Below are 11,328 nucleotides of genomic sequence, written 5' to 3' on the forward strand. Positions count from 1 at the left end.
TCACCAGGGGGCGCCGGCCACCACCACGGACCACGGCTGCGGAACCCCGTAGGCCGAGCTGGAACTCCACAAGGAGAAGAGATGAGCCGTCAGAGTTTGGCGAAGGCTCACCAGAAGATCCAGGAACTTTCCTGGGAGCCGCAGTACCACGAGCCGTACATGAAGTACGGGACGGACTACACGTTCCGTAAGGCGGCCAAGAAGGACCCGCTCAAGCAGGTCCTCCGGTCCTACTTCCCCATGCAGGAGGAGAAGGACAACCGCGTCTACGGCGCGTCCGACGGTGCGATCCGCGGGAACATGTTCCGCCAGGTCCAGGAGCGTTGGCTGGAGTGGCAGAAGCTGTTCCTCTCGATCATCCCACTGCCGGAGATCTCGGCCGCACGGTCGATGCCGATGCTGTTCCAGGCGGTTCCGAACCCGGAGCTGCACAACGGCCAGGCGATCCAGATGATCGACGAGGTTCGGCACAGCACGATCCAGCAGAACCTCAAGCGCCTGTACATGAACAACTACATCGACCCGGCGGGCTTCAACAACACCCTCCGGAACTTCCACTCGGACTACTGCGGCACCATCGGCCGTCAGTTCGCCGAGGGGTTCATCACCGGTGACGCGATCACCGCGGCCAGCATCTACCTGACGATCGTCGCCGAGACGGCCTTCACGAACACCCTGTTCGTGGCCATGCCGGCCGAGGCGGCGGCGAACGGTGACTACCTGCTGCCGACGGTGTTCCACTCGGTGCAGTCGGACGAGTCGCGGCACATCTCCAACGGCTACGCCACGCTCCTCATGGCGCTGTCGGACGAGGACAACCGCCAGCTGCTCGAGCGCGACCTGCGCTACGCGTGGTGGAACAACCACCGCGTGGTGGACGCCGCCATCGGCACGTTCATCGAGTACGGCACGAAGGACCGCCGCAAGGACCGTGAGTCCTACGCGGAGATGTGGCGTCGCTGGATCTACGACGACTACTACCGGGCCTACCTGCTTCCGCTCGAGAAGTACGGCCTGGTGATCCCCCACGACCTCATCGAGGAGTCGTGGAACCAGATCTGGAACAAGGGCTACGTGCACGAGGTGGCCCAGTTCTTCGCCACCGGGTGGCTCGCGAACTACTGGCGCATCGACGGCATGACCGACGACGACTTCGAGTGGTTCGAGTACAAGTACCCGGGTTGGTACGACAAGTACGGCAAGTGGTGGGAGAACTACAACCGCCTGTCGCGGCCGAACGGGCACCACCCGATCGTCGCCGAGGACGTCGACTACGTGTACCCGCACCGCTGCTGGACCTGCATGGTCCCGTGTCTGGTGCGCGAGGACATGGTCGTCGACAAGGTGGACGGCCAGTGGCGCACGTACTGCCACGAGGCCTGCCGCTGGACCGACGCCGAGGCCTTCCGGCCCACGTACCAGGGTCGCGAGACCCCGAACATGGGCAAGCTCGTGGGTCACCGCGAGTGGGAGACGCTCTACCACGGCTGGAACTGGGCCGACGTCGTCGAGGACATGGGCTTCGTCCGCGACGACGGCAAGACCCTCACGGCGCAGCCGCACCTGGACCTCGACCCGAAGAAGATGTGGACCACGGACCACCTTCGTCGGATGGGGCCGGTCGCGAGCCCGAACGTCATCCTCAACGAGATGAGCGATGCCGACCGCGAGGCGTTCGTGGCGGACTACAACCGTCAGGGTCCTGCCGGCCGTCCGGCCGACGCGACGAGCTGACGCCAGTGGTTCGACGCGTGGGCACGACGCAGTAGCACGGTGAGGTGACAGGGAGGGCCGGGGAAACCCGGCCCTCCCTCGATCCCGCACGCCCTCGTCCGGCCGCAAACCGACCGTTTTCGTCCGGATATTCGGCATCTGACTCCCGAACGGAGAAGCCATCGATGGGTGACAAGCACCTGGTGCGTTTCGAGCCGGTGGGCATCGAGATCGAGGTCGACGAGGACCAGACGATCCTGCGCGCCGCGTCCGAGCAAGGCCTCCAGCTGATGCACGGCTGCAAGGAAGGCCAGTGCGCCGCCTGCAAGTCCTTCGTCCTCGAGGGCGACATCGACGACATCGACCTCGACAAGTACTCCACCTTCGCCCTGCCCGACATGGAGCGCGAAGAGGGCCAGACGCTCCTCTGCCGCGCCCACGCCTACAACGACCTCGTGATCGAGCTCCTCAACTACGACGAGGAGATCATCCGGTCGGGCCTGCCGCTGCGGAAGGGCACCGTCGAGGTGCTGGCGAACGACGCCGTCACCCACGACATGCGCCACCTGGTGGTCAAGCAGATCGCCGGCGAGGACATCAAGTTCTTCCCCGGTCAGTACATGGACCTGACCGTCCCCGACACCGGCGAGGTCCGGTCGTTCTCGATGGCGAACCTCCCGAACCGCGAAGGCGTGTTCGAGTTCGTCATCAAGATCTACCCCGACGGGGCGTTCTCGCAGTTCCTGGAGCACAAGGTGTCGATCGGCGACCGCCTCGAGGTCGAGGCGCCGTTCGGTACGTGCACCCTCCGCGAGAACCGGACGTCGGACATCGTCTTCATCGGCGGCGGCGCCGGCATGGCTCCCATGCTGGGCCTCCTGCGTGCCCTCGCGGAGAAGGACGGCGACCGCAAGGCACGCCTCTACTACGGCGCCCGCACGAAGGGCGACCTGTGCTTCGAGGACGAACTGCGTGCCCTCGAGGAGAAGATTCCGGGATTCAAGTACGTCCCTGCCCTGTCCCACCACGAAGGTGACGACTGGGACGGGGCGACGGGCCTGATCACGGAGGTGGTGCGGGACGGCGAACCGAACCTCGAAGGCATGGACGCCTATGTGTGCGGACCGCCGCCGATGGTCGACGCGGCGATCGCACTTCTGACGCAGCGCGGCATGGACACCCGGAACATCTTCTACGACAAGTTCACCACCACTGGAGAGCCGGAGGACGAGGGCACCTCATGACCAGCACCGAAGAACGTCCGGAGCGGAGCGTTCCGAAGCCCGTCTTCACCGACGCGGAAGCGGGCGCCAAGGAGTTCCCCGACTCGGGGCCCTCGGCCCGGCGCTACAACTACTTCAAGCCGGCGAAGCGCAAGCAGACCCACTACGAGGACGTCACCGTCGAGGTCCAGCCGGACCCGCGGCACTACCTCTCCCAGGGCTGGATCTACGGCTTCGCCGACGGATCCGCCGGCTACCCGCTGACCTGGACGAAGCTCAAGGCGTGGGGCGTCGACAACCCCGAGCCCGAGCGCGGTCCCGGCTCCGGCGGGCGCCACGTGGCCGACTGGCCGGCCCACGGCTGGCACGAGTTCCGTGATCCCAACGAGGAGTGGGAACTCACGATGTACCGGTACAACGCCAACGTTGTCCGGCAGGTGACCCAGAACGTCGAGAACGCGCGCCAGGCGAAGGCGTTCCAGCAGTGGACCCCGAACTGGGTGCGCTTCGTCGAGCGCAACGTCGGCGCCTGGATGCACATCGAGCACATCCTCGGCCTCTACGTCTTCGCCGCCTGCAACCGCAGCGGGCCGACGAACATGCACAACACGGTCATGGCGGTGAACAGCGAGCACAAGATTCGCTTCGCCCAGGACCTCGCGCTCTACAACCTCACCCTCACCGAGGAGATCGAGGGCTTCGACGGGGCCGCGCACATCGAGGCGTGGAACTCCGACCCGGAGTGGCAGGGCGTCCGCAGGGTCGTCGAGGCGCTGACGGCGGTGGACAACGACTGGGGCGAGATGATCTTCGCCACCAACATCGTGTTCGAGCCGCTGCTCGGCGAGCTCTTCCGGTCCGGCCTGGTCATGCAGTCGGCGGCCGGCAACGGCGACTACGTGACGCCGACCGTGGTGGGTTCCGGCGAGTACGACTACGCCCAGCGCGACCTGCGCTGGACCGTGGCCGCGTTCGCCCCGCTGACCCAGGACCGCGAGTTCGCGGACCACAACAAGGAGCTCTTCAACAGCTGGCTGGCGCACTGGGTGCCGCTGGCGATCGATGCGGCCCGCACGATGCAGCCGCTGTGGTCGCAGCCCGACGCGAAGCCTCCGCGATTCGAGGACAGCCTCGACCGGGCCAAGAACCGATTCTCCGGGATCCTCACCGATCTCGGTCTCGAGACCCCGAAGGAGCTGAACCAGTGACGAAGAGCTTCAAGACGGCCGAGAGCCCGTTCAAGCAGGACAACACCGAGTCCGGCATGGCCGGCGTGACCCTGATGAACAACCAGGTCGGCGTCGTGGTGGCGGAGGTGATGGACCGTCAGGAGAACGTGACGGTCAAGGAACTGCCGTCGATGATCCGGGTCGACTGCGTCGGTCGCATGGACTTCGTGTACGCCGACATCTCGGAGGCGCTCGGGGAGGACCCCGACTTCTACAACGCCGCCGAGTTCGAGGAGAACATGTCGACCCACTACGGGAAGATGATCCACATGGATGACCGGACGATCATGTTCGGGAATCTCGAGGAGGCGGCCGAGTTCATCGGCGACATGTTGCCCCCGGTGGTGAACCAGAAGTAGCACCGCGGCCCCGGGTCGTCGCACGCTCGCACGGGGCGGGCGGCGACGGCCCGGTGGCCGTTCCACCGCAGCACCGATGACTCCCCGTTCGCGCCCCTGAGCACCGGAGAAGTGAGGACATGGCCAAGGAACTGCGATTCGGCGCCGACGCGCGCAGGGCTCTCCAGGCTGGAGTGGACCAGCTCGCCGAGGCGGTCAAATCCACGCTGGGACCCAAGGGGCGCAACGTCATCCTCGAGAAGATCACCGGCACGCCGGAGGTCACGAACGACGGTGTGACGATCGCGCGGGAGATCTACCTGCGCGACCAGTTCGAGAACATGGGCGCCCAGGTGCTCAAGGAAGCCGCCGTCAAGACGAACGACGTGGTCGGTGACGGCACCACGACCTCGACCGTGCTCGCCCAGGCGATCGTCCGCGAGGGCCTCAAGGCCATCGGCCAGGGCGGCAACCCGGTGCTGGTGAAGCGCGGGATCGACGCCGCGGTGGCGCGCGTGGTCGCGCACCTGGCCTCGGTCGCGCACCCGGTGAACGACGTCGAGGCGCTGTCCCGGGTGGCCGCGATCTCGGCCAACGACGACGACGCGATCGGCCGCGTGGTGGCGGAGACCCTGCACACCGTCGGCGACGACGGCGTCATCACCGTCGACGACGGGCCGATGATCGGCCTGAACGTGAACTTCGTCGAGGACTTCGAGTTCGAGAACGGCTACGTCTCGCCGTACCTGGTCACCGACCCGGGCTCGATGCTCGCGGTGCTCGACGATCCCTACATCCTGTTCTCCGCCGAGAAGATCTCCGACGTCCGCACACTCATGCCGATGCTCGAGCGGATCATGCGGAACCCCGCCCCGCTCGTGATCATCGCGGAGAAGGTCGACGGCTCCGCGCTCCAGATGCTCGTGCACAACCACGTGAACGGGCACCTCAAGACCACCGCCATCCAGGCCCCGGGCTTCGGTGAGAAGCGCGTGCACCTCCTCGAGGACATGGCCGCGCTCTGCGGCGGCCAGGTGTTCTCCCGGGCCTCGGCGTTCTCCATCGAGCAGATGGGCGTGGAGCACCTCGGCCGGGCGCGGCAGGTCCGCGCGACGAGCGACCAGACGGCGATCATCGGTGGCGGCGGCGACCCCGCGGCCCGCGAGGTGCGCCTGTCCCAGCTCCGTGCCGAGATGGACCGCACGACGATCGGCACCGACGAGGACTGGTTCTCCGAGCGCATCGCGCGGCTCTCCGGCAAGGCCGCGATCCTGCAGGTCGGTGCCCCGACGAACGCGGAGCTCAAGGAGGTCCGCCACCGCGTCGACGACTCCCTGCAGGCCACGCGCGCCGCGATGGCCGAGGGCATCGTGGCCGGCGGCGGCGCGGCACTGCTGCACGCCGAGGGGGCGCTGGACAACCTCGACGGGCTCACCGGCGACGGCCGCATCGGCGCCGAGATCGTGCGCGCCGCGCTCTCCGAGCCGGCCAACCTCATCGCCACGAACGCCGGCTACGAGGGCTCCGACGTCGTCAAGCAGGCCCGCGACCTGGGCGTCGACGAGGGCTTCGACGCCCTCGAGGGCCGCTTCGGCAACATGCTCGAGCTCGGCATCATCGACCCGCTGCGGGTCGTGCGGTCGGCGCTGCAGAACGGCGCCTCGGTCGCCGGTCTCATCCTCACCACGAACTCCCTGGTGGCCGAGGAACAGACCCCCTGGAACAAGTCACTCATGACAGAGTTCGGCCAGCTCGACGAGGGCCTGCCCCAGCCGCCGCCGGACTCCAGCACCCCGCAGTCGCTGGGCCTCGGCCCGTCGATGGGCTGACTCGTTATCACTGCCGAGAGGAGACAGTCGTGAAGGCCGTGCGGGTGCACGAGTACAAGAAGGACCCGTCGATCGACGACATCCCGGAGCCCAAGCTCCAGGGGCCGCTCGACGTCATCGTGAAGATCGGCGGCGCGGGCGTCTGCCGCACCGACCTGCACATCGTGAACGGGGACTGGGAGGCGATCCAGAACCCGTCGCTGCCCTACGTGATCGGCCACGAGAACGCCGGGTGGGTGCACGAGGTCGGTGACGCCGTCACCAACGTCAAGGTCGGCGACACGGTCATCCTCCACCCGCAGCCGTCCTGCGGGCTGTGCCTGGCCTGCCGGGCGGGCCGGGACATGCAGTGCACCGGGGACGCGTTCTTCCCGGGCCTGTCGAACAACGACGGCGGCATGGCCGAGTACCTGCGCACCACCGCCCGGGCCTGCGTGAAGCTGAACCCGGACACCAACCCGGCCGACGTGGCCGCGCTGGCCGACGCCGGGATCACCGCGTACCACGCGGTGCGCAAGGCCGTGCCGCTGCTCTACCCGGGCACCACGGCCGTCGTGATCGGGGCCGGCGGCCTCGGCCACATCGCCGTCCAGGCGCTCGCCGCGCTCACCGCGACGAAGATCATCGTGGTGGACAAGAACCCGGACGCCCTGAAGCTCGCCTCCCAGATCGGCGCCGACGAGACGGTCGTGGCCGACGGCAACCAGGTCGGCGAGGTGCAGGAGCTCACCGGCGGCGGCGCCACCGTCGTCTTCGACTTCGTCGCCGAACAGGGCGTCGAGCTCGAGGCCTGGCAGATGACCGGGCCGGCGGGCTACCAGTTCGTCCTCGGGTACGGGGGACAGTTCCAGGCCCCGACGCTCGATTTCGTCGCGGGCGAGAAGAACGTGATCGGCAACATCGTCGGGACGTACAACGACCTCACCGAACTGATGGTCCTGGCCCAGGCCGGAAAGGTCACGCTGCACACCGTGCAGTACTCGCTCGACTCGGCGCTGGACGCTCTGCACGACCTGGACGCGGGGAAGGTCCGCGGCCGGGCGATCCTGGTCCCGTAGTCAGGAAGGACACCACCACATGTACGAGAAGGACGGCGAGAAGTACTTCATCGTCGACAGCCACATGCACTTCTGGGACGCGTCGCCGGAGAACTGGGTCGAGGGCGCCGAGCAGTACGCCAAGGGCTGGATCGAGTGCTTCCACGCCTACCAGGGCCTCGGCCCGGCGGAGACGCACCAGCCGATCGAGGAGTTCCAGAAGGTCTCCGAAGAGCAGCTGATGCGCGAGGAGTTCGAGGAGGGCCACGTCGACGTGGCCATCTTCCAGTCGACCTACCTGCGCGAGTGGTACAAGAAGGGCTTCAACACCACCGAGCAGAACGGCTACCTCGCCGAGAAGTACCCGGGCAAGTTCATCGTCAACACGCGCTTCGACCCGCGTGACGGCGACGCCGGCATGCGCGAGTTCGAGGAGAACGTGCGCAAGTACGGCGCCATCGGCGCGAAGCTCTACACCGCGGAGTGGAACGGCGACTCCCGCGGCTTCAAGCTGACCGACCCCGAGGCCTACCGGTTCCTGGAGCGCGCGCAGGAGCTGGGCATCAAGAACGTCCACGTGCACAAGGGCCCGACGATCTGGCCTCTGGACAAGGACGCGTTCGACGTCTCGGACGTCGACCACGCGGCCACCGACTTCCAGGGCCTGAACTTCATCGTCGAGCACGTGGGCCTGCCGCGCATCGAGGACTTCTGCTTCATGGCGACGCAGGAGCCCAACGTCTACGCGGGCCTGTCCGTCGTCGTCGGTGGCCTCATGCACGCCCGGCCGCGGTTCTTCGCCAAGGTCATGGGCGAGCTGCTGTTCTGGGTCGGCGAGGACAAGATGACCTTCGGCTCGGACTACAACATCTGGGAGCCGAAGTGGCAGGTCGAGGGCCTCGTCGACTGGACGATGCCCGAGAGTGAGGAGTTCGCCGACTACCCGCGCCTGGGTGTCGACGGCAAGAAGAAGATCCTCGGTCTGAACGCGGCCAAGCTCTACGGCATCGAGGTCCCGGCGGAGTGCCAGATCTCCCCGGAGAGCTCGGCCCCGGCGTCGCCCGACGACGCCGAGCTGGTCGAGGACCGGTCGGTGGCCCAGGCATGACCGTCACCTCCGACACCCCGTCCACCGCCTCCGCGGTGGACGGGGTGTGGGAGGCGCTGCGCACGGTGCGGGATCCCGAGCTCGACACCGACGTCGTCAGCCTGGACTTCGTGGCGTCGGCCTCGGTGTCCGACGACGGGGTCGCGCACGTGCGCCTGCGCCTGCCCACCTACTTCTGCGCCCCGAACTTCGCATTCCTCATGGTCGCCGACGCGTGGGACGCCGTGTCCCAGGTGCCGGGTCTGACCGACGTCGACGTCGAGCTGCTCGACCACTTCGCCTCCGAGGCCATCAATTCGGGCGTGGCGGCGCGGGCCGGCTTCGTGTCGTCGATGGCCGGCTCGGCCGTGGGGGAGGCCGTCGACGAGCTGCACGACCTGCGTCGTTCGTTCACCGAGCGGGCGATGCTGGCCGGCACCGACCTCGTCGTCCGTCCGCTCGTGCGGGCGGGGACGACGCCGGAGGAGCTCGTCACGATGACGCTCGGGGACGCCCCGCCGAGCGACGACCTGCCCCGGCTGCGGGCCCGCCGCCGCGAGCTCGGCATTCCGGCCGGGGACGACGCACCCCTGGTGGTCGACGCCGTGGGCCGCGCGGTGGGGGTCGACGACCTCCCGCTGCACCTGCGCAAGGCGCGCAGCTACCAGGTCGGCGTCGACGCGAACACCAGCATCTGCCGCGGTCAGCTCGCTGCCCGCTACGGACTCTGACCACAGGGTCCCGCCGAGAGGAGAGGCTTCCGCCATGCCGTCTGACCCGGTGCCACTCGACCCCGGCCACGACGACCCCGGTGCCGGCCGTTGCCTCACGGAGCACGTCTCGATGCTCGCGGGCGAGGCGTTCCGGGCGTGGCCGCGCTGCACGCACCCCGCCGTCGCGGCGCTGGCCACCCAGGTCGACGACCACTGCTCGCCGAAGGGACGGACCGCGCTGCTGCGTCGGGCCGAGGCCCTCGTCCTCGCCGACAGCGACGACCCGGCGCTGACCTGGCGCCTGGTCGGCGTCGCCGCGGAGACCGTGCTCATCCGGCGTCCCGGCGAGCGCGTCGCGACGCGGCGCCTCGCCCGTGCCCGTCGCCACCAGCGGGTCCGGAGCGCCGTGGTGCCCCGGGCGCTGGTGCACCGCCTCCCGCGATGGGTGCGGGCCGCCCGCAGCCTCGCCGCGCTCGACGAGCTGGTCGCGGCGCTGCACCACGTGGTCGCGGTCTCCGGCCCGCCGTCGTCGCCCGAACGCGACATCGTGCTCGTCGCCCTGCTCGACGCCGCCCTCGACGAGGTGCTCGACGAGGGCCGTCCCGTCCCGACCCCATCCCCCGCTCGCTTGGAGACCGCCGCATGACCGCCCCCAGCGAGACCCCGCGCACCGTCCGGCGCATCGCTTCCCCGGCGGCCGCGGCGCTCGCCGACCTCGCCGCGATCTTCGACGACCTGCAGACGACGCTGCTGTGCTGCGAGCGCCTCGTGCAGCAGCTCAGCGTCCCGGAGCCCGACGCCACCGTCGTCGAGTCGCTGTGGACCACCGCGCTGCTGTCCTACTCGCGGTGCTTCGCCCCGGGTGGGCGCGGGATGGGCCTCGTCGAGGCCGACGTCGAGGGCCTCGAGCTCGAGGGCGAGGTGCTGGCCTGGCACCAGATGCTCCGGCAGCTCAAGAAGCACTACGCCGACCCGGCGACCAACCCGCGCGAGACCTTCGAGGTGGGGGTGGCCGTGTCCGACGGCACGCCCCAGGGCGTCGCCATCACCTCCACCCGCCAGGCCCTGCCCGACACGGTGTCGGTGCACCAGACCGGCGCGATCGCCTACCGGCTCAGCCAGCTGGTCGACGGTCGCATCGCCGAACACCAGGCGACGGTGCTCGAGGGCACCCGCAGCCTGAGCCCCGCCGAGCTCGAGACCCTGGACGAGGTCGAGCTCACCGAGACCCCCGGGAGCGAGGAATGATCGAGAAGTACAACCCCTGGACCGTCGTCAACCTGGTCTTCCGCCACCTCGCCGACGAGGGCCTGCACCCGGTGCTCGGGGAGGCGGGCGACCCGTCGGCGGCCGCGGCCGAGCTGCTGGCGACCCTCGGGATCACCCCCGGGGACCCGTCGTGGGGCGAGGGCCAGGACGCCGCCCGCGTCCGGGCGGACCTCGCCGCGGTGCGGGCGGCGTTCGACCCGGTGGACGACTCGCCCCCGTCCGGGCGGGACTGACCGTGGTCGCCATGCGCCTGGCGCGGCTCGCGGTCCACCGCATGACCCGCGAGCCGCTGGCGCTGCTCGTCGAGGACGAGGCCGACCGGTGCCTGGTCGTGTCGGTGCGCGGCCCGCAGGCCGAGGTCATCGACCGGGGGCCCCGCTCGGCGGTCACCGACGACGACGGCAGGCTCACCCAGGATCTGATCGCCGACCTCGCCGGGCTCCTCGGCCGGCGTCTCGATCACGCCGAGATCACCGACCTCGTCGACGACCGCTTCCACGCCCAGCTGGTGCTCGACGACGGGACGGGCCTGCCCGCGCGTCCCAGCGACGTGCTCGCCGTGGCCGTCCGCGAGGCCCTGCGCATCGAGGTCGCCGACGCCGTGCTCGACGCCGTCGGCCAGTCCTTCTCGGCGCTCGGCGGTGACCGTCCCGAGCCGGCGCGCGAGGCGGCCGAGGAGGTCGAACGGATGCGCGCGTTCCTCGAGGAGGCGACCGCCCAGGACTTCGGGCGGCCGCCCGGCGCGCCGGATGCCGAGGGTCGTGACCCCGGTTGACCCGGCCCGTCCGGGATGAACCGATCTGACCTGCGACATCGTCTCGATCCGAGACACCCCGAAACCCCCTGCGGAGCCCGTTCGCGCCGTACGATGCCGTGTTGCGCATCACTCA

The 11,328-nt window shown here is 69.1% G+C and carries 12 protein-coding genes; all 12 read left to right on the plus strand.

The window, feature by feature from the left end; genetic code table 11:
- Positions 1-81: 81 nt before the first annotated feature.
- The 12 genes from OG774_RS23075 to OG774_RS23130 all read left to right on the plus strand — a co-directional run bounded on the left by OG774_RS23075 (position 82) and on the right by OG774_RS23130 (position 11,213).
- Positions 82-1,734 carry a methane monooxygenase gene (locus OG774_RS23075; RefSeq protein WP_274194610.1) on the plus strand — a complete coding sequence of 551 codons (1,653 nt, stop codon included), beginning with the start codon at positions 82-84 and terminating at the stop codon, positions 1,732-1,734.
- Positions 1,735-1,898: 164 nt separating this feature from the next.
- Positions 1,899-2,957 carry an NADH:ubiquinone reductase (Na(+)-transporting) subunit F gene (locus tag OG774_RS23080; protein WP_328304711.1) on the plus strand — a complete coding sequence of 353 codons (1,059 nt, stop codon included), beginning with the start codon at positions 1,899-1,901 and terminating at the stop codon, positions 2,955-2,957.
- Positions 2,954-4,144: a toluene hydroxylase gene (locus OG774_RS23085; RefSeq protein ID WP_328304713.1), complete on the plus strand. Its 1,191-nt coding sequence runs from the start codon at positions 2,954-2,956 to the stop codon at positions 4,142-4,144. Before OG774_RS23080 ends, OG774_RS23085 begins: the two co-directional genes overlap by 4 nt.
- Before the next feature lie 56 nt (positions 4,145-4,200).
- A complete protein-coding gene (locus OG774_RS23090; protein ID WP_328311103.1) occupies positions 4,201-4,524 on the plus strand; it encodes an MmoB/DmpM family protein in 324 nt (107 codons plus the stop codon).
- Between the two features lie 119 nt (positions 4,525-4,643).
- Positions 4,644-6,332, plus strand: coding sequence for a chaperonin GroEL (gene groL, locus OG774_RS23095; protein ID WP_328304715.1), 1,689 nt, complete (start codon positions 4,644-4,646; stop codon positions 6,330-6,332).
- Between the two features lie 29 nt (positions 6,333-6,361).
- On the plus strand, positions 6,362-7,390 hold the full coding sequence (locus OG774_RS23100; protein WP_274194606.1) for an NAD(P)-dependent alcohol dehydrogenase: 1,029 nt from the start codon (positions 6,362-6,364) through the stop codon (positions 7,388-7,390).
- Positions 7,391-7,409: 19 nt separating this feature from the next.
- Positions 7,410-8,477, plus strand: a complete 1,068-nt coding sequence (locus OG774_RS23105) for an amidohydrolase family protein (RefSeq protein ID WP_328304717.1) — start codon at positions 7,410-7,412, stop codon at positions 8,475-8,477.
- Entirely contained in the window at positions 8,474-9,187 is a 714-nt protein-coding gene (locus OG774_RS23110) for a metal-sulfur cluster assembly factor (protein WP_328304719.1), read from the plus strand. Before OG774_RS23105 ends, OG774_RS23110 begins: the two co-directional genes overlap by 4 nt.
- 34 nt (positions 9,188-9,221) lie before the next feature.
- Positions 9,222-9,815, plus strand: a complete 594-nt coding sequence (locus OG774_RS23115) for a hypothetical protein (protein WP_328304721.1) — start codon at positions 9,222-9,224, stop codon at positions 9,813-9,815.
- Positions 9,812-10,417: a hypothetical protein gene (locus tag OG774_RS23120; protein WP_328304723.1), complete on the plus strand. Its 606-nt coding sequence runs from the start codon at positions 9,812-9,814 to the stop codon at positions 10,415-10,417. Before OG774_RS23115 ends, OG774_RS23120 begins: the two co-directional genes overlap by 4 nt.
- Positions 10,414-10,671, plus strand: coding sequence for a hypothetical protein (locus OG774_RS23125; RefSeq protein WP_274194601.1), 258 nt, complete (start codon positions 10,414-10,416; stop codon positions 10,669-10,671). The genes OG774_RS23120 and OG774_RS23125 overlap by 4 nt, the downstream gene beginning before the upstream one ends.
- An 11-nt stretch (positions 10,672-10,682) precedes the next feature.
- Positions 10,683-11,213: a bifunctional nuclease family protein gene (locus OG774_RS23130; RefSeq protein ID WP_328311104.1), complete on the plus strand. Its 531-nt coding sequence runs from the start codon at positions 10,683-10,685 to the stop codon at positions 11,211-11,213.
- The last annotated feature ends 115 nt before the right edge of the window (positions 11,214-11,328 follow it).

It is taken from the genome of Actinomycetospora sp. NBC_00405 (genome assembly GCF_036044095.1).
GTDB classification, from domain to species: domain Bacteria; phylum Actinomycetota; class Actinomycetes; order Mycobacteriales; family Pseudonocardiaceae; genus Actinomycetospora; species Actinomycetospora callitridis.

What these genes read in the sequence shown, in the direction of transcription:
- OG774_RS23125 (WP_274194601.1), top strand. Translation starts at nt 10,414, where the DNA reads ATGATCGAGAAGTACAACCCCTGGACCGTCGTCAACCTGGTCTTCCGC.
- OG774_RS23080 (WP_328304711.1), top strand. Translation starts at nt 1,899, where the DNA reads ATGGGTGACAAGCACCTGGTGCGTTTCGAGCCGGTGGGCATCGAGATC.
- OG774_RS23075 (WP_274194610.1), top strand. Translation starts at nt 82, where the DNA reads ATGAGCCGTCAGAGTTTGGCGAAGGCTCACCAGAAGATCCAGGAACTT.
- OG774_RS23120 (WP_328304723.1), top strand. Translation starts at nt 9,812, where the DNA reads ATGACCGCCCCCAGCGAGACCCCGCGCACCGTCCGGCGCATCGCTTCC.
- OG774_RS23090 (WP_328311103.1), top strand. Translation starts at nt 4,201, where the DNA reads ATGGCCGGCGTGACCCTGATGAACAACCAGGTCGGCGTCGTGGTGGCG.
- OG774_RS23130 (WP_328311104.1), top strand. Translation starts at nt 10,683, where the DNA reads ATGCGCCTGGCGCGGCTCGCGGTCCACCGCATGACCCGCGAGCCGCTG.
- OG774_RS23110 (WP_328304719.1), top strand. Translation starts at nt 8,474, where the DNA reads ATGACCGTCACCTCCGACACCCCGTCCACCGCCTCCGCGGTGGACGGG.
- OG774_RS23115 (WP_328304721.1), top strand. Translation starts at nt 9,222, where the DNA reads ATGCCGTCTGACCCGGTGCCACTCGACCCCGGCCACGACGACCCCGGT.
- groL (WP_328304715.1), top strand. Translation starts at nt 4,644, where the DNA reads ATGGCCAAGGAACTGCGATTCGGCGCCGACGCGCGCAGGGCTCTCCAG.
- OG774_RS23085 (WP_328304713.1), top strand. Translation starts at nt 2,954, where the DNA reads ATGACCAGCACCGAAGAACGTCCGGAGCGGAGCGTTCCGAAGCCCGTC.
- OG774_RS23105 (WP_328304717.1), top strand. Translation starts at nt 7,410, where the DNA reads ATGTACGAGAAGGACGGCGAGAAGTACTTCATCGTCGACAGCCACATG.